This is a genomic window from Mitsuokella sp. oral taxon 131 str. W9106 (genome assembly GCF_000469545.1).
Lineage (GTDB): Bacteria > Bacillota > Negativicutes > Selenomonadales > Selenomonadaceae > AWVT01.
In genome coordinates this window covers 42,739-66,620 of sequence record NZ_KI273067.1, presented here as the reverse complement: position 1 = coordinate 66,620, position 23,882 = coordinate 42,739, and the positions used below count along the sequence as shown (strand labels likewise).

Below are 23,882 nucleotides of genomic sequence, written 5' to 3'. Positions count from 1 at the left end.
TCCCCCTGTCAATACCTTTTTGAAAAAAGTTTCAAGATATTTTTCAGTCCCGTGTCATATTCGTGTTATAATAGCAAGGATTATAAAAGGGAGCTTGTTGTCACTATGAAAAAAAAGGCAAATCGACGAAGATTCTCTCGTCTCGTAAAGATTCTCTTTGCACTCGTCATCATTTTCATTCTTGCGTTTTTGATGGCAGGCGGTTCTTCCCTCTTTTCCCCACGCACTTGGCAGAATGCAGGAGATTTTCTTCCCGTGAAGCCCAAAGAGCTTCCCGCGAGCCAGCAAGCGGGCGATGCGCGCGAGATTTCTGTGATGGACCGTCTCTCCCGCGTCATTTTTTTGAAGCGCGAGGTCAACAGCCGAATCCATCGTGACCGTCGTTATGTGCGGATCGACGACATAGCGCCGGAACTAAAAGATGCGGTCATCTCGGTCGAGGATACACGCTTTTACACACATCACGGATTCGATGTGGAGGGCATTATGCGCGCCTCGCTCGTCAATCTGCAATACGGACAAATCGAAGAAGGCGCGAGCACGATTACGCAGCAGCTCGTCAAGAATCTCTTTCTTTCGCACGAGCGTTCATTCGGACGCAAAGCAGAGGAATTTTTGCTTGCACTCGATATGGAGGCGAATTACAGCAAGGACGAAATCCTTGAGCTTTACCTCAATACGATTTACTACGGTTCGAATTTCTATGGCATACATGATGCCGCCTACGGCTACTTTGGAAAATCCCCGCGCGAACTGAATCTCGCAGAAGCAGCAATGCTCGCAGGACTTCCCAATGCGCCTTCTCTTTATTCTCCTTACGTCGATTTTATGATGGCGAAGAAGCGGCAATTTATCGTGCTCGATGCAATGGTGCGCACGGGAGCGATTGGGAACGCACAGGCAGAGGATGCCAAAATCAAGCCGATTTACCTAGGGAAGCGCTGATATGACGAGCTTCATTTTATCCGTGATTCCCTAGCGGAATAGATCGATGTGCATAGAGATCGACGCAGATCCATCATTTCATAAAGGAAGCCCGCCCGTCCCCTTGCCAGCCTCATGTCAAGAACATGTTTGGCCAAGGCAAGGGGGACGGACGGGCTTTTTGCTTGCTCCATGGCGCGTTGCTGATGGATTCGCATCCCATCTCTCAAGACGCCGGGGACTTACTTCTTCTTGGCGTTTGCCTTCTGCTGCTCCTGTGCGGCGCGCTCGAAATGCTTGTAGAACTGCTCACAGAGGTTCGTGTACGTCGCGGCCGTATTAGCCTCACTGCTGTTCGCGCGGATCTCGTACGTATAGAGGAGGTCATTCGAGCCTGCCTTGTAGACGTCGAAGAAGAACGTCGTGCGGCTGTTGTTCGCAACGGTCAGAATGACGTAAGCATCCGCGTAATCGCCCACGTTTTCTTTGAATAGCTTTGCTGCCTGGCGGCGATCGAGCGAGGTGATATCCACGTTGTTCTTGGCCTTGATCCCCTCTGCCACCGCATCGTAGGATACGACGTAGCTGCGTGCCACGCGGCTGGAATCGTAGGCAATCTGCTTGAGCATATCGAGAGTCGGTGCCTTCTCATCATTCTGCATATAAAGCGGCAGTCCGACAGCCAGTCGATGAATCGAGGTAATGTCTGCTCCCTCCTGCAATGTTTCCTTGTCTGCATTTGCAAACGCGACTTGCGTGCCCAGTACAATGACACACATGAGCACCATCATTTGAAGCATTTTTTTCATGAATCGAAACCGCCTTTCATTGTTGCAAATCGAGGTACATTATGGCTTACTCGTCCTATTCTACACTATTTTTCGCCGCCGCGCCACAAAAACTGACGAAATCTTTATCCCATCTGTGCCCATACGGTCTCTGCTGCAAGGCGGTCTTTTTGGATCTGACGGACGAGTTCCTCTGCAGAGGCGAATTTCTTCTCCTCACGCAGCTTTTGAAGAAATGCGACGCGTATGGCTTTATTGTAGAGCATCGCATCAAAATCGCGAATATGGACTTCGATGCGGCGCGTATCTCCTTCAAATGTCGGATTGTTGCCGATATTGACGAGACCATCAAGCTTCCCTCCATCCAAATAGACATGTGCGGCGTAAACGCCGTTCGGCAGCATCGCCTGTGTATCGGGAATCATGAGGTTCGCCGTCGGAAAGCCGAGTGTCCGACCGCGTCGTTCGCCGTGCACGACGCGTCCGATAAAGGAAAACGGATTGCCGAGTAAGGCATTCGCTTCCGCAAGATCCCCTTTGCTTAGCAGGGCGCGGATGCGCGTACTGCTGACGGGGCGTCCATCGCGCAGGACGGCCGGACAGATTTCAGCATGGAATCCGTATTTTGCTCCGAGCCGAAGGAGCATGCGCCGTGTGCCTTTCCCCTTTTTCCCAAAGGTATAGTTGGGACCCGTCACGACATAATGCGGCGCGAGGTAGCGCCGAAGCATGGCGAGGAATTCCTCCGGCGACTGCTGCGCGAGCTCGCGCGTGAATGGGATGGCGAGCAGGATATCGACGCCGAATGACGCCAAAACCTGCTCACGCAGTTCATTTGAGCCGACTTGCAGCGGCAGGCTCTGCGGTGCGAGCACCGAGAGCGGATGATTGCGGAAGGTAAAGACAACGCTCGTGCCGCCCTCCGCTTTTGCGAGTTCAACTGCGCGATGCACGATGCGCTGATGGCCGATGTGCACGCCGTCAAACATGCCGAGCGCAACCGCGATGGGCGCGCGTGCGCGCAGGTCAGTCCATTTTGCATAGACCTGCATCTTATCGTCCCGCCTCCCATAAAAAAACTTTGGTCGGCACGATGGCCTTTTCCTCGCGGTCGTAGCGTCCCATGCCGAGGAACAATCCCTCGCTGTAGACGCGAAACGTTTCCCCATGCGGCAGGTTCCTGCGCTCGTTCGTCGCTAGGCCGTTTTGAAACGCCCTGCTTCGATGCGGTGCAAGATCGTATCGTTCAATATGGCTCAGATAGTTCTCAGGCGCAAGGATTGCCGCCTCACCCAAATCGCGAAGTGCCTCGATCGTATGCGCGTCTTCGAGCGAAAAATCGCCGACGCGCGTACGCACGAGAAATGCCATCGTCGCAGGGATGCCGAGAGCCTTCCCGATGTCAGCACAAAGGCTCCGTATATACGTGCCTTTCGAGCAGTCCACATCAATCAAGATGCGATCCTCATGACGTGCCAAAAGAGCTAGGCGATGAATCGCTACCGTACGTGTCGGAATCTCGACGGCGACGCCGCGCCGCACGAGATCGCAGGCACGCTTGCCCCGGATCTTGATCGCAGAATGCGCCGGCGGTGCCTGCTCGATTTGTCCCGTGAATTGCGCGAGCACAGCGCGAATCGCCGTTTCACCCGGAAGTACGAAATCCGTCATGCGCTCCATCACTTCGCCCGTGTCATCGCCGCTGTCTGTTGCAATCCCAAAGCGGATTTCGGCGCGATACGACTTATCGGCGAGTTCCAAGTACTCGACGAGGCGTGCCGCCTGCCCGACGGCAATAGGAAGCACGCCGGCCGCCGCAGGGTCGAGTGTCCCTGCATGGCCGACGCGCTTCCTATTGAGTATCTTTCGGACGATGTTGATGGCGTCGTGGGACGACATGCCGGGGGGTTTTAAGAGATCGAGGAATCCGTCCATCAACTTTCCCCCTCAAGCCTGTCTGCAATCGCCGCCATGATCCTTTTCTTCGCTTCATCAAACCCCATCTTGAGCGTGCATCCTGCTGCACGCATGTGCCCGCCACCGTCAAAGGAAGCTGCAATCGCACTGACATCTGTGCCCTTCGAGCGCATGCTCACACGACATAGCTTCTCTTCTTTTGCCTTCAGAAGAACGGCGACATCGACCCCTTCGATGACGCGGACGAAGTCGATGAAGCCTTCTGTGGATTCCATGCGCTCCGTCGTTTCATGATCGAGGAAAATGCCTGCCGCACGGCCATCTGCAAAACGTTCGATGTGCTGAAGCGCTTCCGCCGTATCGCAGATCATCTGGTACGGCTTTTGTTCGAGTGCCTCCGATACGATATGGGGCTCTGCGCCGCAATCCATGAGATGTGCCGCCGCACGCATGACGCGCGCCGTCGTATTCGAGTAGCGGAAAAACCCCGTATCGGTTGCAAGCCCCGTATAGATGCAGAGCGCCGAGTCCTTCGTAAACGCCGCCTTCATCTCGCTTGCAAGCTCGTAGACGATTTCTGCCGTCGCCGCACGGTCGGGCGCGAGATACGTGTCCCCTTCCGCCGCATTCGTGCGATGATGGTCGATGTTGATGCACGCATCTGCCTGTACGCACTTCGCGACGCCGCCGATACGATCCGGTGCCGTATCGAGAATGACGAGAAGGTCGGCGCTTCGCTCTCCCTCTGGGCGCTGGATCGCCTCGTACCCCGGCAGAATCGAAAACGCCTTTGGCACATCGTCATCCAAAAGAACGGCAGCCTCCTTGCCAAGCCCGCGCAAAAGATGCATGAGCCCCAACGAGGAGCCAATCGCATCGCCGTCTGGATTGACATGTGCGGTCAGGACGACGTTCTGCGCACGAAGCAGCTTCCCCGCCGTTTCTGCTAGCGTCATGTTCATACGGACTGCCCTTCCTTTTCCTCCGCCTCTTTTCGCACCTTGAGCAGAAGCTCTTGGATACGCGCGCTGTAGTCGAGCGACTTGTCGAGTGCAAACGTAAGCTCCGGCGTAAAGCGCAGGCGGATGCGCTTGCCGATCTCGCGGCGGATAAAGCCGAGCGAGCTCATAAGCCCCGCCCAGCATTCCTTTGCGTCCTTCTCATCGCCCATCAGACTCACGTAGATCTTCGCCTCACGCAGGTCGCCCGTACATTCGACGGATGTCACGGTAACGAATCCGATGCGTGGATCTTTGAGCTCGCGCAGGATGATCTCAGAGATCTCCTGTTTCATCAGCTCCTGAACCTTCTCCACACGAAGCTGGCTCATTGGCAAACGCCTCCTTTGCTGCGCATTTCCCTACGCCTCGGCCTCGGTCTCCTTCGCTGCCTTCTCCTGTTCCTCACGCTTCTTTGCAGCCGCTTTGTTCGCGTCCGTAATCGTGACAGCGATCTCCTCCATCGTGTACGGCTCGATGATGTCGCCTTCCTGGAAATCCTTGAAGTCGACGATCGAAATGCCGCACTCATAGCCGGCTGTGACCTCCTTAACTTCGTCCTTGAAGCGACGCAGCGAGTCGATCTCGCCGTCGAATATCGCAACGTCGTCGCGCAGGATTCGGATCTTGGAGTTGTTGCAGATCTTGCCGTCGAGAACATAGGAGCCTGCGACGAGCGCCTTCGAGAACTTCATGACCTGCCGAATCTCGACGCGTCCCTGAACGACTTCCTTATACTTCGGCTTGAGCATGCCGCTCATCGCATCCTTGACATCGTTGAGCGCATCGTAGATGACACGGTACGTGCGGATGTCGATGTTCTCCGTGTCAGCGAGCTTGCGCGCATTGGCATCCGGGCGCACGTTGAACGCGATGATGAGCGCATTCGACGCCGTCGCGAGCATGACGTCCGATTCGTTTACCGAGCCGACGCCCGAATGGACGATCGAGACGCGAACCTCGTCATTCTTGTTGAGCTGGAGGAGCGAGCTGTTGAGTGCTTCGACCGAGCCCTGCACATCCGCCTTGACGACGATGTTGAGATCCTTGATATCCCCTTCCTGAATCTGCTGGAAGAGATCGTCGAGCGAGACCTTCTTCGCCTTTATGAGCTTCGTGCGCTGACGTCCCTGACGGGCTTCCGCGATCGAACGCGCCTGCTTCTCTTCGAGCACAGCGAGGATGTCGCCAGCCTCCGGCACGTCATTCAGTCCTAGGATTTCGACGGGAACGGACGGTCCCGCCTTCTTGACGCTGCCGCCGCGGTCGTTGAGCATCGCGCGGACCTTGCCGAACGTCGTGCCGCAGACGATCGAATCGCCGATGCGCAGCGTGCCGTTCTGCACGAGCACCGTCGCGACAGGGCCGCGTCCCTTGTCGAGCTTCGCCTCGACGATGACGCCGCGCGCATCGCGGTTCGGGTTTGCTTTGAGCTCCTTGACCTCGGCGACGAGGAGGACCATCTCGAGCAGATCGTCAATGCCTATCTGCTTCTTTGCCGAGACGGGGACCATGATCGTATTTCCGCCGTACTCTTCCGGCACGAGGCCGTGCTCCATGAGTTCCTGCTTGACGCGGTCCGGATTGGCGCCCGGCTTATCGATCTTATTGATCGCGACGATGATGGGCACATCTGCCGACTTCGCATGGGAAATCGCCTCGATCGTCTGCGGCATGACGCCGTCGTCTGCCGCGACGACAAGGATCGCGATATCCGTGATCTGTGCACCGCGCGCGCGCATTGCCGTAAATGCCTCATGTCCCGGCGTATCGAGGAACACGATTTTCTTCCCGGATGCGATGACCTGATACGCGCCGATATGCTGCGTGATGCCGCCTGCTTCATGAGCCGAGACGGACGTCTTGCGGATGCAGTCGAGGAGCGACGTCTTGCCGTGGTCGACATGTCCCATGACCGTAACGACAGGCGGACGAAGCTCAAGCGTCTTCGGATCGTCCTCGATTTCGGGGATCTCCGTGGGGTCGACCTCCGGCGGCAGTTCCTCTGCCGTAACGCCGAACTCGGACGCAACGAGCGCTGCCGTGTCGAAGTCGATTTCCTGATTGATGGTCGCCATGACGCCCATCATGAAGAGCTTCTTGATGACCTCGGCCGCCGTGTAGCTCATCTTCGAGGCAAGATCCTTTACGGCAATGCTTTCGGGCAGCTTGATGTGCTTCGGACGTGCGATCTCGACCTTTTGGACGGGCTGCTGGCCGCGTTTTCCGCCGCGTCCGCCGCGGCGCGCGCTGCGGTCATTTCGGTCATTGCCCCTACCGCCGCGTCCGCGGTCATTCACGCCGCGCGCATTGCGTCCGCCATTCCGGCTGCGCTCGCTGCGGTCGTTTCGATCATTGCGCCCCATACGGCCACTGCCGCCTGCCGGACGCGCGCTTCCGCTGCCATCCGTGCGGCGCCTCTCTCCGCCGCGGCCTGCCGCGCTCTGCGCAGAGGCAGGCTTCATGCGGGTTGCGCCGCCTTGCGGGCGTTCTTCCGTACGATGTGAAGCGCGGCTCTCGCTGCGCTTTTCCATGCGGATCTCTGTCCGATTCTCCGCACGCTTTTCCACGCGCTGCTCCCGCTTCTCTTGCGTTTCCACTTCCGCACGCACGGCAGCCGGTTTTTCCTCCCGCTTCGCCGGCGCAGGCTTCGCCTCGTGCTTTTCCACCTTGTGCGCGTAGGTGTACGTCCTGCTCCGCATCTTTTCCGGGCGCCCATCCGCAGACTGGATCATGCGCTGCTGGCGCTCCCTCTCCTCTTTCGCCTTCTCAGCCTCTTTCGCTGCGTTTTTTTTCGCGAACGCGCTCTTTAATGCCGCATACGTCTTCTCGTCGACGCTCGAGAAGTTGTTTGCCGCCTTGACGCCGCTGCGGCTCAGTATGTCAATGACCGCCTTGCTGTCCACATGGAATTCTTTTGCCAACTCATAAACTCTGTATTTTGACATCAATCCACCCCCGACTGTTTCTTCCTTCTACTCTTTCGCTTCGTCTATCGCGAGGAGACCTTGCAGCTTCTTTGCAAAGCCCTCGTCGAGAAGTGCCGCCGCCGCTCGGTATTCCTTGCCGATGCAGCCGCCGAGCGATTCCCTCGTCAGCGCCTCAGCATGCGGAACGCCGCATTCTGCAGCAAGCTTCCTGTACTTTCGTTTGGATTCATCCTCAGCGTCTGCCGCGATGAGAAGAAATGCTGCCTTCTTCCCGCGCATTGCCTGTTCGACGGCGAATGCGCCTGATGCAATCCGTCTCGCGCGCTGCGCCATGCCGAGGATATTTTTCACCTTGGCCTCCGCCAATTCCGTCACGTTCTTAGCCCTCCAGCCCTTTTAGTTCGTTTGCGAGCATATCGTAGACAACGGGCGCAATGGGAGACTTGAAGGAACGCTCAAGCGCACGGCTCTTCCTCGCCCGTTCCAAGCACGCCATGCTTCGGCATATATACGCGCCGCGTCCTGCCTTCTTGCCTGTCACATCGACGGAAAACTCGCCCTCCGGGCTGCGCACGATGCGCAGAAGATCCTTTTTCGGACGGCTTTCTTGGCAGCCGAGGCAGAACCGCTCCGGGATTCTCTTCGCCTTCATGACTCACCCTCCGCGCTGAAGGACTCCTCGGTGACGACGGAAACCTCGTTCATGCTGTCGTCGAGCACTTCATCCGCTGCCTGCGTCTCGCTCTTGATGTCGATCTTCCAGCTCGTGAGCTTCGCTGCGAGACGTGCGTTCTGCCCTTCTTTGCCAATGGCAAGCGAGAGCTGGTAGTCGGGCACGACGACGCGCGAGACGCGTTCTTCCTCATTGACCGCGACCGAGACGACTTTCGCTGGGCTGAGCGCATTGGCAATGTACGTCGCCGAGTCCTCATTCCACTTTACGATATCGATCTTCTCGCTGCCGAGCTCGTCGACGATCGCCTGCACGCGCATGCCGCGATGACCGACACACGCGCCGACGGGATCGACGTTCTCATCCTTCGACCAAACGGCGATCTTCGAGCGGTTGCCCGGTTCGCGCGCGACCGATTTGATCTCGACGACACCTTCCTGGATCTCGGGAACCTCCAGTTCAAAGAGGCGCTTCAATAGGCCCGGATGCGTGCGCGAAACGACGATCTGCGGTCCCTTGTTCGTCTTTTTGACTTCGACGACAAAAGCCTTGATCCGCATGCCGTGCGTGTAGTTCTCCGTCGGAATCTGCTCGCTCGGCGTCAAGATCGCCTCCGTCTTGCCGAGATCGACGAATACATTGCCCTTCTCGACGCGCTGGACAATGCCCGTGATGATGTCGCTCTCCCGTTCCATGTACTCTTCGTAGATGATGCCGCGCTCCGCTTCGCGAATGCGCTGCACGACGACCTGTTTTGCCGTCTGTGCCGCGACACGTCCGAAGTCAGCTGGCGTGACCTCGATCTCGATCTCATCGCCGATTTCGTAGTCCGGCTTGATCGCGCGTGCGCGGGCGAGCGATATCTCCGTGATGTCGTTCTCGGCCTCTTCGACGACCTGCTTGAGCGCGTAAACGTGATAATGCCCCGTCTCGCGCGAGAGCGTCACACTGACGTTCTCCTTCGCGCTGAAATTGCGCTTGTAGGCGGAAATGAGCGCTGCCTCGATCGCCTCGAACAGCACCTCTTCGTCAATGCCCTTTTCCTTGCCGAGTTCCCGCAGGGTCATGAGAAACTCCTGCCCCGGATCCGTCGCCTTCGCCTTCGCCTTCGTCGTTTTCCTTGCCAACGTACTAATCCTCCTAAATCGCATGAAATGGCCTTGCTTCAAATATCGATGTGCAGCCGCACCTGCGCCGCATCTGCAAGCGGGATCGTCACGTTGCCGTCGAGCGTCAGGACGCCATCTGCAAATGCCGTGAGCCTGCCTGTGATCTGCTTCTTTCCATCCCTTGCCGCGTAAAGCGTGACATCAACCGCCTTGCCCATCTCGCGCGCGTAGTCGCGCGGTTTCCTTAGCACACGGTCGATTCCGGGAGACGAGACTTCCAAGATGTAGCTCTCCGCGATGCGATCTGCCGCGTCAAGACGCGCTCCGAGCTTTTCGCTGAGATCCTGGCAGTCCTCGATATCGACGCCGCCTTTCTTGTCGATGTAGACGCGAAGATACCATTCGTGTTCCTTGACGTACTCGACATCGACGAGCTCGATTTCCTCCTGTCCGGTTAGAAGTTCGCGCACGATCGCTTCCACTGCGTCTTCTACTTGTTGTCTTGCCATAGCCCCACTCCTACCATCTCGCGCGGCGTCGCCGCGCCATTCCTTGCACATAAGATGAAAGAGTGGGCTCGCACCCACTCTTCCATAAACACTTCATATTGATAGTCCTAGTTTAGCATAAAACCCACGTCTTGTAAACGTCCTGCCAAAATTTGTTTGCCATGTTCATTCCAAGCAAACATTTTGCTATAATTAAAACAAGTCCCCTGCCTTTCTCTACCTTTTCGGAAAGGATGCTTGCCATGAATGCCATGAAACCATCCCCTACGTTCGGCGTCGTGCATATCGGCTCCATTCGGACGAGTGCCGCCATCGTGAGCTGGCGCACGCCGACCGATGTCGAGATCATCGAGTCCGTGCAAAAGGAAACGACATTCGGCGAGGAAGTGCTGCACGCGCACCGTCTCTCCTTTGCCTCCATCCACGCGCTCTGCACGATCCTGCAAGGATTCCGCCAGCTCTTTGCCGACTACGGCATCGAGACCGTCTACCCGATCGCGACGACGGTCGTGCGCGAAGCGGAGAACAGTCTCGGCATACTCGACCTCCTGCGCCTGCGCACAGGCTTCTCGTTCCACGTCGCCGGCCTCACAGAAGAAACGTACTACAAATTTTTCGCGCTTCATCAGCGGTTAAAGAGGGACAAAACCATTGGAAAGCGCCCTCTCCTGCTGCTCGACGTCACATCAGGCGGTCTCGCCTTCACGGGCTGGAAGAGCGGCCGTATCCTCTTTCAGCGCAACGCCGCGAGCGGAAGGCTCAGCATCCTCGAACACTTCACGAAAAAGGAGCGCTCCGATGTCATGTTCCCCTCCGCCATGCGCGATTACCTCCACGCTGCACTCTCACCGCTTTGGCCTACGATCGCGCGCGCAAAGATCCACACACTCGTCCTCACGGGCTTTGAATCGCGCGTTCTTGCGCATCGCCTCATCCCCGCAGACGCCAATGAGCCGCACGCCATCGCCCCGGAAACATTCCGCACCTTCCTCGAAGGTCTTGCTCCGCTCACCGTCAAGAAGCTCATGCGCACCTTCTCGCTCTCCGAGCGGCTTGCGAGCATCCTGCTGCCGACGCTTCTCTTATACGACGAGACAATCCGCACGATTCAGATCGATTCCATTCGCGTCATGGACACGCCGTTTCTCCAGGCCTATGCGACGTACGCCGGCGCGCTCCTCTGCTCGCCGCACGCCATGCGCGAACAGGACATCCTGCTCCTCGACCTTGCGCGCAGTGTCGCCATGCGCTACGGCTGCAATCTCGCACACGACGAGCGCGTCGAAACATTTGCCGTGCGCATCTTCGAAGCGCTGCAGTCCATTCACGGTCTATCGGAGCGCCACGGCATGCTGCTTCGCATGAGCGCGATTCTCCACGAGACCGGCAAGTTCATCAACCTCCGCAACTACGCGCTTCACACATGGCAGACGGTACTGGGCTCCGATTTTTTCGGCATCACGGACGCGGAAAAGGAAATCATCGCCTCAAATTGCTACTACTACGCAAAGGAAAACCCCGATCATCGCGACACCCATTACCAGCTTCTCACGCGCGAGCAGAAAATCGTCGTGGACAAGTGCTGCGCCATCCTGCGCCTCGCCGACGCACTCGACCAAGGCCACCGCGACAAGCTCACGATAAAGAACGCCCGTCTCGCGCGCGAAGCACTCCTCCTCACGTATCGTTCGGAGGATGACATCGCACTGATCCGCTGGACATTTGACCGCGCTTCCGTGCTCTTTCGGGAAATCTTCGGCATCACGCCCATTTTGCAGCGAGCCTGACCAGCCTGCCCATTCCGCAAGGAGGAACGACGATGGACATCGACTTCAAAAGATCCGACTATTATCTCAACCGCGAATGTACCTGGCTCGCGTTCAACCACCGCGTACTGCGCGAATCGAAAGATGCATCGAATCCGCTGCTCGAACGCCTGCGCTTCATCGCGATCGCCTGTTCCAATCTCGATGAGTTCTTCATGATCCGCGTCGCAGGTCTCAAGCATCTGCTCGCAAGCGAGACGCCGCACCGCGATATCAGCGGGCTCACGCCGAAGGGGCAGCTCGATGCCGTAGCAAATCGCGCACACGAGCAGATGCACGCGATTGATCGCTGCCTCGCACGCGTCCTCTCTGCGCTCGAAGCAGAAGGCATCCGTATCACCCGCCCCAATGCGATAGACGCGAAAGAGCTGCTTTGGCTCACGGAGTTCTTCGAGTGCGAAATCTATCCCATCGTCACGCCAATGGCACTCGATCCCACGCACCCCTTCCCCTTTCTCGCGAGCAAGAGCCTGAATCTCGCCGTACGGCTCAGGCGTGCAGGCGAATCGGAAACGCGCCGTGCGATCCTGCCCGTCCCCGCCCCTGTCCTCGACCGCCTCGTCAAGCTGCCCGGTGCGCCGCGCTTCCTCTGCCTCGAAGACATTCTGAGCCACTTTGCCGTACGCTTTTTCACAGGCTATGAGATCCTCGAAACGACGCCATTTCGCGTCACGCGTGACGCCGATCTCACGATCCGCGAGGATGCCGACGACCTTCTCGTCGAGGTCGAAAAATCCCTCGAGCGCCGCAAGAAAGGCGCTGCCGTCCGCCTTGAAATCGCCGGCTCCGCATCGGATGAGACGCGCGCGTTCCTAAAGCGGGAACTCGAATTGCAGGAATCCGATATCTATACAGGCGAAGGACCGCTAGGCTGTGCTTTCTTCTCCGCGCTCGCGAATCTCGAAGGATTCGATCCTTTGCGCTATGCGCCGTTTGCGCCGGTCCCTTCCATCGAGCTTGCTCGGCTTGGTGCGGCAAGCATTTGGGACGCCATCCGCACGCGCGATATTCTCGTCCACCATCCATTCGAGCGCTTCCAAACCGTCGAGGACTTCATCCGCACGGCGGCGAGCGACCCATACGTGCTGGCCATCAAGCAGACGCTCTACCGCGTGAGCAGCCGTTCGCCGATCATCGCCGCGCTCGAAGAAGCCGCACGAAACGGCAAGGAAGTCACGGTGCTCATGGAAGTCAAGGCACGGTTTGACGAGGAGAACAACATCCTCATGGCACACCGCCTCGAAGAGGCAGGCTGCCACGTCATCTACGGCATTTTGGGGCTCAAGACGCATTCGAAGATCACGATGGTCATTCGCCGCGAAGAGACGGGCATCCGTCGTTACTGCCATCTCGCGACGGGCAACTACAACGGATCGACAGCAAAGATCTACACCGACATCGGCCTATTTACATCGGATACGGAAATCGGTATCGATGCTTCGGGCTTCTTCAATTTTCTCTCGGGATTCAGCGACCCGCCCGTATGGAACAAGCTCATCGTCGCGCCGCTCAACCTCCGCGAGACGATCCTCGCAGGGATCGATCGCGAGATCGAACACGCAAAGCACGGCGAGAAGGCATACCTAGCGGCGAAGATGAACGCGCTGCTCGACAAAGGCATCATCGCGAAGCTCTACGAAGCCTCGGCGGCAGGCGTCCGCATCGATCTCATCGTGCGCGGCATCTGCGTGCTGCGTCCGGGACTCCCGGACGTCAGCGAGAACATCCGCGTCCGCAGCATCGTCGGGCGCTTCCTTGAGCACAGCCGCATCACCTACTTCCGGGACGGCGGTGCGAGCAAGATCTACATCTCGTCCGCGGACTGGATGCCGCGCAACCTCAACAGCCGCATCGAGCTCATGGTCCCCGTCGAAGACAAAGCGCACAAAAAGCGGCTTCGCGCCATCCTGAAGGCCTACCTGCGGGATAACCGCAAGGCATATCTCATGCGCTCCGACGGCTCCTACGTGCGCGCCGCCTGCCGCAAGGGAAGCGAAGCCATCGCGGCGCAGGATCTGCTGAAGGAGACAGCGGGAAAAGGCGCCGTGCTCGGATAAGAGAGTGCCGCCGGCAAATGCATGCTGGCGGCACTCTCTTTTCATGGTTATGGGACTTCGGACAGAGGAAGCGCTTACTGTTCCGTGCTTCCTTCCCATGTTCCGACGGCACGCTTTGCGGCTTTGTCATCGAACCAGTGCGTCGTGACCGTCTTTGCGCGTGTGAAGAAGTGCACGCCGTCCCTGCCGAGGACGTGGAGGTCGCCGAAGAACGAATCCTTGTTCCCGGAGAACGGATAGTATGCGCTCGGGACCGGAATGCCGACATTGACGCCGACCATGCCGCCGTCCGTATCCATGACAAAACGGCGCGCATAGTAGCCGCTGCTCGTAAAGATGCTCGACCCGTTTGCAAACGGATTCGCATTCATGATGGCAATGCCTTCCTCGTAATTCCTGACGCGCTTGATGGAAGTGACCGGGCCGAAAATCTCACAGTCGCCGACCGTCATGCCGGGCTTCACATGGTCGAGAATCGTCGGCCCGACGAAGAAGCCCTTCTCGTATCCCGGCACGCATGCCGTGCGTCCGTCGAGAACGAGCTCCGCGCCCTCATCGACACCTTTTTGAATCCAGTCAAATACCTTCTTCTGATGCTGTGCAGAAACGACAGGCCCAAGGACCGTGTCCTCCTTGTAGGCGCAGCCGATCTTCATTGCCTCTGCCTTCTGCTTCAGCAGTGCCACGAAGTCGTCCGCGATGCTTTCCTCGACGGCGACGACAGGAAGCGCCATGCAGCGCATGCCCGCACAGCCGTACGTCGAGTTGATGATGGCGTTCGTCGAGGCCTCAAGATCCGCATCGGCCAGCAGCAGCGCATGGTTCTTTGCCTCGCACTGCGCCTGCACGCGCTTGCCGTGCGCTGCAGCGACGGAGTAGATATGCTTGCCGACGCCCGTCGTGCCAACGAAGGTGACGGCCTTCACGCGCGGATCGGTCAGGAATGCCTCCGCCTCCTTGCGGCTCGTCGTCACGAGGTTCACGACGCCGGCGGGGAAACCCGCCTCCTCGTAGAAAAGTTCAAGCATGCGCATGGAAGTCAACGGCGTATTGCTATTTGCCTTCAGCACGACCGTATTGCCGCACACGATGGCAAGCGGGACCATCCATCCCCATGGGATCATCGCAGGGAAGTTCATCGGCACAATCCCTGCCACGACCCCGAGCGGGAAACGGTACGAAGCCGTATCGTAGTTCGTCGTGACCTGCATCGCCGCATCGCCCTGTATGAGCATCGGTGCCGCGCAGGCCTCTTCCGTCGGCTCGATTGCCTTCTGCACGTCACCGCGCGCTTCATTCAAATTCTTGCCGAGCTCCTTTGCGCAGAGAACAGCGAGCTCTTCCTTATGCGCGTAAAGGACATCACGCCAACGGAAGAGATATTGGACGCGCTTTGCCATCGACATGCGCGCCCAAGCGGGAAATGCCTTTTGCGCCGCGTCAATCGCCGACTCGCATTCTGCAAGCGTGCAGCTCGGCACTTCTGCAATGACCTCGCCTGTGCTGGAATCCGTGATTTCCATGTACTTTCCTGTCGCGGACTGCTTCCACTCGCCGCCGATGCAATATCCCATGCGTTTTGCTTCAGCCATCTTACAGCCTCCTGTTCATCAAGACATTCGACAAAAATAACCTTAACCCATTTGATAGTATAAGGATAGCGAATCCTACTGTCAATAAAATAAAGATGAAATATGCTCAAAACGCGAAAGAACCGAGCGAAACTGCTCGGTTCTTCCCTTTCTTATACGCCTACACGGCTTGCTTTCGCAAGGCGAGCGAAATGCGCTCATGTTCCGCTTCGATCTGTTTTTTGGCGAGACCGAGCTGGCAGGCGACTTGGTCGTACGACGTGCCGCCAAGAGAATTGCGGTTCCTGACGCAAGTCTCCGGACGAATCGCCTCTTTGATATCGGCATCGAAGAGCGGCGAGAGCTTCTGAAACTCCTCGATGCGCATGTCTTCGAGATAGATGCCCCTTGCGATGCAGTCGTGGACGGCCTGCCCTGCTACGGCATGCGCCTTGCGGAACGGCATGCCCTTCTTGACGAGGTAGTCCGCGAGATCGGTTGCATTGGAAAAATCCTCCGTGACCGCCTTTTTCATGACGTCTGCGCGGACCTTCATGCCACGCACGATCCGGGCGTAGACGGAAAGACTGAACTTCACCGTATCGATCGCGTCGAAGATTCCTTCCTTGTCCTCCTGCAAATCCTTGTTGTAGGCGAGCGGAAGGCCTTTGACCGTCGTGAGCATCGCCATGAGATGCCCGACGACGCGTCCCGTCTTGCCGCGCACGAGCTCCGACACATCGGGGTTTTTTTTCTGCGGCATCATCGAGGAACCCGTGCAGTGCGCATCATCGAGCTCGATGAAAGAAAATTCCCGGCTGCACCAAAGGATCGTCTCCTCCGAAAGGCGTGAGAGATGAACCATGAGGATGGAAGCCGCAGAGAGGAACTCCATGATGTAATCGCGGTCGCTGACCGCGTCGATGCTGTTCGTGTAGATGGCCTCAAATCCGAGCTCCTTCTGCACGAATGCGCGGTCGATGGGGAACGTCGTTCCCGCGAGCGCACCCGCTCCGAGCGGCATGATGTCCGCCCGTTCGTAAACGCCTGTGAAGCGTGCGAAATCACGTGCGAGCATGCCGTAGTAAGCGAGCAGGTGATGCGAAAAGAGAATCGGCTGCGCGCGCTGCAGGTGCGTGTAGCCCGGCATGATGACATCCTTGTACTGCTCTGCCGCCAGTACGAGCGCCTGCTGGAGATTCACGATTTCCTTCTGCACGGCGAGCACTTCGCGTCGCACGTAGAGATGCGTGTCGAGTGCGACTTGATCGTTGCGGCTTCGTGCCGTATGGAGACGTCCGCCCGCCTCGCCGATCGCGTCCGTCAGACGCTTTTCGATGTTCATGTGAATGTCTTCGAGCGCGACGGAGAAATCGAAGTCCCCTGCCTCGATCTTCGCACGGATATCCTGAAGCCCGTGAACGATGGCATCGCGATCCTTTTCCGAGAGGATGCCGCATTTCGCAAGCATTTTCGCATGGGCAATCGATCCTGCTATATCCTCTTGATACATGCGCCGATCAAATGCAATGGACGCCTGAAACTCGTTGATCCTCTCATCCGTCGTCTTGCTGAAGCGACCGCCCCACATTGCCTCACTCATGGATTCGTCTTCTCCTGCATCAATGCGCGAACCTTGAGCGGCAGGCCAAAGAGGTTGATGAAGCCCGTCGCATCCGCTTGGTTGTAGACATCGTCATGCTCGAACGTGACGAATTCCTTGCTGTAGAGCGAGTACGGGCTCTTCGAGCCTGCCGAAATGATATTGCCCTTGTAGAGCTTGAGCCTTACCGTGCCCGTGACCGTCTGCTGCGTGCTGTCGACAAAGGCGGAGAGCGCCTCACGGAGCTGGCAGAACCACATGCCGTCGTAGACGAGCTCGCCGAAGCGGATCGCGACTTGCTGCTTGTAGTGGTACGTCATGCGGTCGAGGCAGAGGTATTCGAGCTCGCGGTGCGCGTAGTAGAGGATCGAGCCGCCTGGGTTCTCGTAGACGCCGCGCGACTTCATGCCGACGAGGCGGTTCTCACAGATATCGACGATGCCGACGCCATTTCTGGCGCCGATCCCGTTGAGCGTGGTCAAAAGCTCGACTGCGCCCATCTTCTTTCCATTGACGGCGACGGGCTCCCCCTTTTCAAAATCAATCGTGACGTATTCGGGCTTGTCCGGTGCGTCCTGCGGCGCCTTTGCAATGAGGAACATGCTGTCCTTCGGCTCGTTTGCCGGATCCTCAAGATCAGAGCCCTCATGCGAAAGGTGCCATATATTGCGATCCATCGAGTATGTCTTGTTGTCCTCCGCGACGGGGATGCCGTGCTTCTTTGCATACGCGATTTCCGAAGAGCGCGAATCGAGCTCCCATTCGCGCCACGGCGCGATGAGCTGGATATGTGGCGCGAGCGCCTTGACCGTGAGCTCGAAGCGGACCTGATCATTGCCCTTGCCCGTCGCGCCGTGCGCGATGGCATCCGCGCCTTCCTGCTTCGCGATCTCGACGAGCTTCTTCGCGATGATCGGGCGTGCAAATGACGTGCCGAGCAGGTACTTGTCCTCGTAGACGGCGCCCGCCTTGAGCGTCGGCCAAACGTACTGCGTCAGGAACTCCTCCGTGAGGTCGCAGATGAACACCTTCGATGCGCCGGACTTCAGTGCCTTGTCGTGCACGGGCGCAAGCTCCTCGCCCTGTCCGATGTCCGCGCAGCAGGCGATGACTTCGCAGCCGTCGTAATGCTCCTTGAGCCAAGGAATGATGACGGAGGTATCGAGACCGCCTGAGTATGCGAGTACGACTTTCTTGATCTGACCCATGATAATTACCCCTTTTCTATTGGTCCGTCGCCCATCGTGAGCGCCATGATGGCTTTCTGCGTGTGGAGACGGTTTTCCGCCTCGTCAAAGATGACATCCGCGTTCGCCTCAAGGACTTCCTCGGTGATTTCCTCGCCGCGGTAGGCGGGCAGGCAGTGCATGACGATGACGCGCTTATCCGCGCCCGCGAGCAGCTCGCGGTTCACTTGGTACGGCGCGAAAATCTTCCTGCGCGCGTCGTGCTCCGCTTCCTGCCCCATGCTCGCCCACGTGTCCGTGACGACGATATCGGCATCCTTTACGGCTTCCTTGGGATCGGTGACGAGCGAAATGCGCGCGCCCGTCGCCTTCGCATCCTCGACCGCCTGCTTTGTGACCGTCGCATCGGGACGGTAGTCTGCGGGCGTTGCCGCGACGAACGTCATGCCGGTCTTGGCACAGCCGTACATGTAGGAGTTCGTCATGTTGTTGCCGTCGCCGACGTACGCCATCTTGAGTCCCTTGAGGTCTTTCCCCTTGTGCTCGCGGATCGTCAGAAGATCGGTGAGCGCCTGGCACGGGTGCAGGAGATCCGTGAGCGCATTGATGACGGGGATATCCGCCCACTCGGCGAGCTCCTCGACGCAGTCATGCCCATAGGTGCGGATCATGATGCCGTCGAGGTAGCGCGAGAGCACGCGTGCCGTATCCTTGATCGGCTCGCCGCGTCCGAGCTGCAGATCGCGGTTCGATAGGAAAAGTGCCTGTCCGCCGAGCTGGTACATGCCCGTCTCGAACGAGACGCGCGTGCGCGTCGAGGACTTTTCAAAAATCATGCCGAGCGTCTTGCCCGCAAGAAGATGGTGCGTGACGCCCGCCTTCTGCATGGCCTTAAGCTCTTTCGCGAAGGAGAGAATCTCCTCTACCTCGTCCACGGAAAGGTCATGGATGGATAACATATCCTTCCCTTTCAGCATAGAAACGCCTCCTCTATGCACAAAGCACGGTGCATGCTTTTGTTATTATACATCAGTTCCTTGTGCCTGTGAAGGGAATCCCAAAAGAATGATGTATACTTATACGACTATCTTGCATAATTGAAAATTGCTTTGTCGAGGGTCGCGATGACTTCGTCGATCTGTGCCTCGGTGATAATGAGCGGCGGGATGAAGCGAAGCACCTTGCCCGCCGTGCAGTTGATGATCACGCCTTCCGCGAGGCACGCATTCACGATGTCGCGCCCATGCTGCGCCGAGGCGAGTTCCGCGCCGAGCAGGAGTCCCGTGCCGCGCACGTCGACGAGAAATTCCCTGTACTTCTTCTGCAAGCCTTCCAGTTTTTTCCTGAAGTACATGCCGAGCAGCTCGACGCGTGCGAGAAACGCCGGATTCGGCACGGTATCGAGGACGACGTTCGCCGCCGCGCACGCGAGCGGGTTGCCGCCGAACGTCGTGCCGTGGTCGCCCGCATGGAACGCCCTCGCGACTTCGTTGGTGACGACGAACGCGCCGATCGGCACGCCGCCCGCAAGCCCCTTCGCGAGCGTGACGATGTCGGGCTTCACGCCGTACTTCTCGTAGGCGAAGAACGCACCCGACCGGCCGATGCCCGACTGAATCTCATCGAAGATGAGGAGCGCGTGATGCCTGTCGCAGAGCGCGCGAACGTTCTGGAGGTAGTCGCCCTTTGGCGTATGGACGCCGCCCTCGCCTTGGATCGTCTCGAGCATGACGGCTGCCGTCTTATCGCTGATCTTCGCCTCGAGCTCCTCGATGTCGTTGTAGTGGATGTAATCGAAGCCTGCGGGAAGCGGGCCGAATCCCTCGTGGTACTTCGGCTGTCCCGTCGCCGTCAGAGTCGCGAGCGTGCGGCCGTGGAAGCTGTCCCATGCCGTTAAGATTTCCGACTTGCCGGGATCCGTCCGATGCGCGTACTTGCGCGCGATCTTGATCGCGCCCTCATTCGCCTCGGCGCCGGAGTTGCCGAAGAATGCGCGGTCAAGGCCGCTGAGCTTGACGAGCTTTGCCGCAGCGCTTGCCTGCGGCTCCGTGTAATAGAGGTTCGATACATGGATGAGCTTTCCCGCCTGTCTTGCGACTGCGTCGACAAGCGGCTTGTAGCCGTGGCCGAGCACGTTGACGGCAATGCCGCCGAGGAAGTCGAGGTATCGCTTTCCCGTGATGTCCCAAACGTAGGCGCCCTCGCCATGATCGAGGACAATCCTGTAGCGGTTGAACACGGGCAGGTAGTCCTTCGCATCCGTATCGAAAATTTGCTGTTCTGTTGCGCTCATAGTTTCTCCTTACCGCACGACCTGCGTACCGATGCCAGTCGATGTGAAAAGCTCGAGGATGATGGAATGCGCAAGGCGCCCGTCGATGATGTGCGTCTTGCGCGTGCCTCCTTCGAGTGCCCGAAGGCAGGCCTCCACCTTCGGGATCATGCCGCCCGCGATCCTGCCACCCTTGATGTAGTCCCTTGCCTCTTGCATGCGGATCGTCGAGAGGAACGAGCTCTTGTCGTCGAAATCCTTGTAGATGCCTTCGATATCCGTGAGAAGCAGAAGCTTTTCCGCCGCAAGCGCGCCCGCGATCCCAGCCGCGACGTAATCGGCATTGATGTTGTAGCTCTCACCGTCCTGCCCGACACCGATCGGTGCGACGACGGGCACGTAGTCCCGATCGAGCAGATCCTTGATAACGGAAACGTTCATCGCCTCGACCTCGCCGACGTAGCCGATGTCGACTTCCTTTTCCGCCTCATTTTCGTAGACGTGTGCGAGCTTCTTGCGCGCGCGGATGAGCCCCGCGTCCTTCCCCGAAAGCCCGACCGCGCGCGCGCCGCGCTGATTTAAGAGCGTGACGATCTCGGAGTTGATCTTGCCGTCCAGCACCATCTCAGCGATTTCCACCGTTTCCGCATCGGTCACGCGAAGCCCTGCGACGAAGGACGACTGCTTGCCGACTTTCTTCAAAAAGCCGGTGATCTCGGGGCCTCCGCCATGCACGATGACGGGACGGATGCCGACGTACTTCATGAGCGCGATGTCCTGCATGACCTCGTCTTTGAGGACATCGCTGACCATCGCATTGCCGCCGTATTTTATGACAATCGTCTTCCCGTAGAATTCCTGTATGTACGGGAGCGCTTCTACGAGAATGGACGCCTTGTCCGCTGCCTGATACAAATGACCGCCTCCCTTTCAAGCGATGCCGATCAAGTATGATACTCGCCGTTGATCTTGACGTACGCATAGGAAAAGTCGCACGTCCAAACCGTCGCGCTCGCCTCGCCCGCCCCCATATCGATGTCGATGGCAATATCGTGTTCGCCCATGACGGCCCTTAGCGCTTCCTCGTCGCAAGCCGCGCCAACGCCGTTTGCGTAGACGGGAATGCCGCCGAACTTCACGACCGTTGTCTTCGGATCCATGGGGATGCCTGCGTAGCCGACCGCACAGATCACGCGTCCCCAGTTCGGGTCTTCGCCGAAGAACGCCGTCTTGACGAGCGGGCTCTTCGCGACGCTCATTGCGATCGTCTTTGCGTCCGCAAACGACTTCGTGCCGGATACGTTGACGGTGAGGAACTTCGTCGCGCCCTCGCCGTCTGCGGCAATGCGCTGTGCGAGTCCCTTGCAGATCGACTCCAGCACCTTCTTGAACGCCTCGTAGTCTGCCCCTTCTGCCTGAATCCTCGCGTTTCCTGCGGCTCCGTTTGCGAGCACGACCGCCATGTCATTCGTGCTCATGTCGCCGTCGATCGAAATCATGTTGAACGAAACCTCGGTGGTCTCGGAGAGCGCCTTTTGCAAAAGCCTGCTGTCAATGGCCGCGTCCGTCGTGATGAAGCAGAGCATCGTCGCCATATTCGGCTGGATCATGCCCGAGCCCTTCGCGATTGCGCCGAAGCGGACTTTTTTGCCGGCGATTTCGACTTCCGCCGCGCACGACTTCGAGTACGTGTCCGTCGTGAGGATCGCATTGCCGGCATTCTCGCTGCCGTCCGCTGAAAGCGCCGCGACGGCCGCCCTGAGTCCTTTTTCCATCTTGTCCATCGGCAGATTGACGCCGATGACGCCCGTCGAAGCGACGATGACGTCCTCTGCCGTGCAGCCGAGCGCCTCAGCCGTGATTTCCTGCGTCGCGCGCGCGTCCTTTTCCCCCTGCTCCCCCGTGCAGGCATTCGCACAGCCCGCATTGGCAGCGACGGCGTGCGCCGTACCCGTCGCGACGACCTCCTTGGAGACAGAGACCGACGCTGCTGCAACCGCGTTCTGCGTGAACACGCCTGCGACAGCCGCTTCCCGCTCCGTGTAAATGACGGCGACGTCGAGGTTGCCGCTCTTCTTGATGCCAGCCTTGACGCCAGCCGCCTTAAAGCCCTGCGGGAACGTCACGCCCGCCTTTGCATGCTTCTCACTGAACATGTGATTTCCTCCTGATATTTGCTATTTGCACGGATTTCCGCCGCGAGCCGTTTCTTATGGATACAGCGGCGTCATCATGAGCCCCGTCGTCTCGTCAAAGCCGCAGGCGATGTTGAAATTCTGCACCGCCTGCCCTGCCGCGCCCTTGACGAGGTTATCGATCGCCGACAGCACGATGATGCGATGCGTCCGCGCGTCGATATGCCATGCGATATCGCAGAAATTCGAGCCGCGTACCTCCTTCGTCGAGGGGTACGCACCGCGTCCCAACAGACGGATGAAAGGCTCGTTTCGATAGATTTTTTCGTACGCCGCATCCACGTCATCTTCCGTGACGCCTTCTTTCAGCGTCGCGTAGCACGTCGCGAGGATGCCGCGCGACATCGGCACGAGATGCGGCGTGAACTGGATCGTCGCCTTCTCGCCCGCAAGCTTTCCGATCTCCTGCTCGATCTCCGGCGTGTGGCGATGGTGCGCGACGTTGTAGGCGCGGAAGTTATCGTAAAGCTCAGGAAAGTGATTCGCCGTCTTCGCGCCGCGTCCCGCGCCCGAAACGCCCGACTTCGCATCGACGAGGATCGTATTCACGTCGACGAGACGCTCCTTCGCGAGCGGTGCGAGCGCCAAAATGCTCGCCGTCGTGAAGCAGCCCGCATTGCCGATGATCTTCGCCGTGCGCACCGCGTCGCGGCAGAGTTCCGAAAGGCCGTAGGTGCGCGGCGCATCGGCATGCGTATGCCTGACGTGATACCATGCCTCGTAAACATCCGTATCATCAAAGCGGTAGTCCGCGCCGAGGTCGATGATGCGCGTCCTCATGCCCGCAAGCGCCCTGCCAACCTCCATCGCATGGCCATGCGGCAGGCCGATAAAGACGAAGTCGCTGTCGGCACCGATGCGCGCGATGTCCCTCATGCTCTCAAGCTCCATATCATAGAGCCCGCGCAGATGCGGATAGAGTGCGGTGATATGCTCGCCCGCATGACGCTCCGACGTGATGTGGACGACCTCCGCGTTCGGATGGTTGTATAAGATGCGCATGAGCTCCGCACCTGCGTAGCCCGTCGCACCGAGGATGCTGACTTTACTATCCATACGCGTTTTTTCCCCCCCTTAGGGAAGCACGGATCCATTCAGCCACGCCAGCCCGGCGCATCTTTTTTGCCCGTACTTCGGTGGAAAATCCTCCACCGAGCGCCACGCTGCGTCCAGTTTTCCACCTCGTTCGGACGAAACATCTACGTCAATCCGACGAATTTCATGTTATCCATGATTCCTTAGAAAACTATGGTCATAATTATACATCATTCTTGCATAAATTTGCAAGCATTCTTTTTGCACAAAAAAACAGCGAGGATCCGT

At 58.3% G+C, this 23,882-nt stretch carries 21 protein-coding genes; 3 read left to right on the top strand and 18 right to left on the bottom strand.

Going from position 1 to position 23,882, the window contains the following annotated elements; all coding sequences use genetic code 11:
* Window positions 1-105 precede the first annotated feature (105 nt).
* Window positions 106-945, top strand: a complete 840-nt coding sequence (locus tag HMPREF1985_RS09445; RefSeq protein ID WP_021772374.1) for a transglycosylase domain-containing protein — start codon at window positions 106-108, stop codon at window positions 943-945.
* Between the two features lie 221 nt (window positions 946-1,166).
* Here the strand turns inward: HMPREF1985_RS09445 and HMPREF1985_RS09440 are convergent, their stop codons facing one another.
* From HMPREF1985_RS09440 to rimP, 10 genes are all read right to left on the bottom strand, one after another.
* The gene (locus tag HMPREF1985_RS09440) at window positions 1,167-1,733 is read right to left on the bottom strand and encodes a hypothetical protein (RefSeq protein ID WP_021772373.1); all 567 of its coding nucleotides are present in this window, start codon (window positions 1,731-1,733) and stop codon (window positions 1,167-1,169) included.
* Window positions 1,734-1,837: 104 nt separating this feature from the next.
* Window positions 1,838-2,764, bottom strand: a complete 927-nt coding sequence (locus tag HMPREF1985_RS09435) for a bifunctional riboflavin kinase/FAD synthetase (RefSeq protein ID WP_021772372.1) — start codon at window positions 2,762-2,764, stop codon at window positions 1,838-1,840.
* Between the two features lies 1 nt (window position 2,765).
* Complete coding sequence (gene truB, locus HMPREF1985_RS09430; protein ID WP_021772371.1) at window positions 2,766-3,647, bottom strand: tRNA pseudouridine(55) synthase TruB; 882 nt, start codon at window positions 3,645-3,647, stop codon at window positions 2,766-2,768.
* Window positions 3,647-4,591, bottom strand: a complete 945-nt coding sequence (locus tag HMPREF1985_RS09425; protein ID WP_021772370.1) for a DHH family phosphoesterase — start codon at window positions 4,589-4,591, stop codon at window positions 3,647-3,649. The genes truB and HMPREF1985_RS09425 overlap by 1 nt, the downstream gene beginning before the upstream one ends.
* Window positions 4,588-4,959 carry a 30S ribosome-binding factor RbfA gene (gene rbfA, locus HMPREF1985_RS09420; protein WP_021772369.1) on the bottom strand — a complete coding sequence of 124 codons (372 nt, stop codon included), beginning with the start codon at window positions 4,957-4,959 and terminating at the stop codon, window positions 4,588-4,590. The genes HMPREF1985_RS09425 and rbfA overlap by 4 nt, the downstream gene beginning before the upstream one ends.
* 30 nt (window positions 4,960-4,989) lie before the next feature.
* Complete coding sequence (gene infB, locus HMPREF1985_RS09415; protein WP_021772368.1) at window positions 4,990-7,575, bottom strand: translation initiation factor IF-2; 2,586 nt, start codon at window positions 7,573-7,575, stop codon at window positions 4,990-4,992.
* 27 nt (window positions 7,576-7,602) lie between these two features.
* A complete protein-coding gene (locus tag HMPREF1985_RS09410; RefSeq protein WP_021772367.1) occupies window positions 7,603-7,932 on the bottom strand; it encodes a L7Ae/L30e/S12e/Gadd45 family ribosomal protein in 330 nt (109 codons plus the stop codon).
* Between the two features lie 4 nt (window positions 7,933-7,936).
* Complete coding sequence (gene rnpM / locus HMPREF1985_RS09405; RefSeq protein WP_021772366.1) at window positions 7,937-8,209, bottom strand: RNase P modulator RnpM; 273 nt, start codon at window positions 8,207-8,209, stop codon at window positions 7,937-7,939.
* Window positions 8,206-9,357: a transcription termination factor NusA gene (gene nusA / locus HMPREF1985_RS09400; RefSeq protein ID WP_040637582.1), complete on the bottom strand. Its 1,152-nt coding sequence runs from the start codon at window positions 9,355-9,357 to the stop codon at window positions 8,206-8,208. Before nusA ends, rnpM begins: the two co-directional genes overlap by 4 nt.
* A gap of 38 nt (window positions 9,358-9,395) precedes the next feature.
* Entirely contained in the window at window positions 9,396-9,848 is a 453-nt protein-coding gene (gene rimP / locus HMPREF1985_RS09395) for a ribosome maturation factor RimP (RefSeq protein ID WP_040637581.1), read from the bottom strand.
* A gap of 242 nt (window positions 9,849-10,090) precedes the next feature.
* Here rimP and HMPREF1985_RS09390 point away from each other — a divergent pair, with 242 nt between their 5' ends.
* Window positions 10,091-11,635 (top strand): Ppx/GppA phosphatase family protein, encoded by a 1,545-nt coding sequence (locus HMPREF1985_RS09390; RefSeq protein ID WP_231385191.1) that lies wholly within the window; start codon window positions 10,091-10,093, stop codon window positions 11,633-11,635.
* Window positions 11,636-11,667: 32 nt separating this feature from the next.
* A complete protein-coding gene (gene ppk1, locus HMPREF1985_RS09385) occupies window positions 11,668-13,731 on the top strand; it encodes a polyphosphate kinase 1 (protein ID WP_021772361.1) in 2,064 nt (687 codons plus the stop codon).
* Window positions 13,732-13,805: 74 nt separating this feature from the next.
* On the opposite strand, the gene HMPREF1985_RS09380 is transcribed toward ppk1, so the two are convergent.
* The 8 genes from HMPREF1985_RS09380 to argC form a co-directional block, all read right to left on the bottom strand.
* Window positions 13,806-15,323 carry a CoA-acylating methylmalonate-semialdehyde dehydrogenase gene (locus HMPREF1985_RS09380; RefSeq protein ID WP_021772360.1) on the bottom strand — a complete coding sequence of 506 codons (1,518 nt, stop codon included), beginning with the start codon at window positions 15,321-15,323 and terminating at the stop codon, window positions 13,806-13,808.
* 160 nt (window positions 15,324-15,483) lie between these two features.
* Complete coding sequence (gene argH, locus HMPREF1985_RS09375; RefSeq protein ID WP_021772359.1) at window positions 15,484-16,905, bottom strand: argininosuccinate lyase; 1,422 nt, start codon at window positions 16,903-16,905, stop codon at window positions 15,484-15,486.
* Window positions 16,902-18,113, bottom strand: a complete 1,212-nt coding sequence (locus HMPREF1985_RS09370; protein ID WP_021772358.1) for an argininosuccinate synthase — start codon at window positions 18,111-18,113, stop codon at window positions 16,902-16,904. Before HMPREF1985_RS09370 ends, argH begins: the two co-directional genes overlap by 4 nt.
* A gap of 5 nt (window positions 18,114-18,118) precedes the next feature.
* Window positions 18,119-19,069 carry an ornithine carbamoyltransferase gene (gene argF / locus HMPREF1985_RS09365; protein ID WP_021772357.1) on the bottom strand — a complete coding sequence of 317 codons (951 nt, stop codon included), beginning with the start codon at window positions 19,067-19,069 and terminating at the stop codon, window positions 18,119-18,121.
* Between the two features lie 107 nt (window positions 19,070-19,176).
* The gene (locus HMPREF1985_RS09360; RefSeq protein ID WP_021772356.1) at window positions 19,177-20,385 is read right to left on the bottom strand and encodes an acetylornithine transaminase; all 1,209 of its coding nucleotides are present in this window, start codon (window positions 20,383-20,385) and stop codon (window positions 19,177-19,179) included.
* A 9-nt stretch (window positions 20,386-20,394) separates the two neighbouring features.
* Entirely contained in the window at window positions 20,395-21,279 is an 885-nt protein-coding gene (gene argB / locus HMPREF1985_RS09355; RefSeq protein WP_021772355.1) for an acetylglutamate kinase, read from the bottom strand.
* A gap of 29 nt (window positions 21,280-21,308) precedes the next feature.
* Entirely contained in the window at window positions 21,309-22,520 is a 1,212-nt protein-coding gene (argJ, locus tag HMPREF1985_RS09350; protein ID WP_021772354.1) for a bifunctional glutamate N-acetyltransferase/amino-acid acetyltransferase ArgJ, read from the bottom strand.
* Window positions 22,521-22,574: 54 nt separating this feature from the next.
* Window positions 22,575-23,615, bottom strand: coding sequence for an N-acetyl-gamma-glutamyl-phosphate reductase (gene argC, locus HMPREF1985_RS09345; protein WP_021772353.1), 1,041 nt, complete (start codon window positions 23,613-23,615; stop codon window positions 22,575-22,577).
* Between the last annotated feature and the right edge of the window lie 267 nt (window positions 23,616-23,882).

Coding starts and splice junctions, on each gene's coding strand:
- HMPREF1985_RS09445 (WP_021772374.1), top strand. CDS start 106: ATGAAAAAAAAGGCAAATCGACGAAGATTCTCTCGTCTCGTAAAGATT.
- HMPREF1985_RS09440 (WP_021772373.1), bottom strand. CDS start 1,733: ATGAAAAAAATGCTTCAAATGATGGTGCTCATGTGTGTCATTGTACTG.
- HMPREF1985_RS09435 (WP_021772372.1), bottom strand. CDS start 2,764: ATGCAGGTCTATGCAAAATGGACTGACCTGCGCGCACGCGCGCCCATC.
- truB (WP_021772371.1), bottom strand. CDS start 3,647: ATGGACGGATTCCTCGATCTCTTAAAACCCCCCGGCATGTCGTCCCAC.
- HMPREF1985_RS09425 (WP_021772370.1), bottom strand. CDS start 4,591: ATGAACATGACGCTAGCAGAAACGGCGGGGAAGCTGCTTCGTGCGCAG.
- rbfA (WP_021772369.1), bottom strand. CDS start 4,959: ATGAGCCAGCTTCGTGTGGAGAAGGTTCAGGAGCTGATGAAACAGGAG.
- infB (WP_021772368.1), bottom strand. CDS start 7,575: ATGTCAAAATACAGAGTTTATGAGTTGGCAAAAGAATTCCATGTGGAC.
- rnpM (WP_021772366.1), bottom strand. CDS start 8,209: ATGAAGGCGAAGAGAATCCCGGAGCGGTTCTGCCTCGGCTGCCAAGAA.
- rimP (WP_040637581.1), bottom strand. CDS start 9,848: ATGGCAAGACAACAAGTAGAAGACGCAGTGGAAGCGATCGTGCGCGAA.
- HMPREF1985_RS09390 (WP_231385191.1), top strand. CDS start 10,091: ATGAATGCCATGAAACCATCCCCTACGTTCGGCGTCGTGCATATCGGC.
- ppk1 (WP_021772361.1), top strand. CDS start 11,668: ATGGACATCGACTTCAAAAGATCCGACTATTATCTCAACCGCGAATGT.
- HMPREF1985_RS09380 (WP_021772360.1), bottom strand. CDS start 15,323: ATGGCTGAAGCAAAACGCATGGGATATTGCATCGGCGGCGAGTGGAAG.
- argH (WP_021772359.1), bottom strand. CDS start 16,905: ATGAGTGAGGCAATGTGGGGCGGTCGCTTCAGCAAGACGACGGATGAG.
- HMPREF1985_RS09370 (WP_021772358.1), bottom strand. CDS start 18,113: ATGGGTCAGATCAAGAAAGTCGTACTCGCATACTCAGGCGGTCTCGAT.
- argF (WP_021772357.1), bottom strand. CDS start 19,069: ATGCTGAAAGGGAAGGATATGTTATCCATCCATGACCTTTCCGTGGAC.
- HMPREF1985_RS09360 (WP_021772356.1), bottom strand. CDS start 20,385: ATGAGCGCAACAGAACAGCAAATTTTCGATACGGATGCGAAGGACTAC.
- argJ (WP_021772354.1), bottom strand. CDS start 22,520: ATGTTCAGTGAGAAGCATGCAAAGGCGGGCGTGACGTTCCCGCAGGGC.
- argC (WP_021772353.1), bottom strand. CDS start 23,615: ATGGATAGTAAAGTCAGCATCCTCGGTGCGACGGGCTACGCAGGTGCG.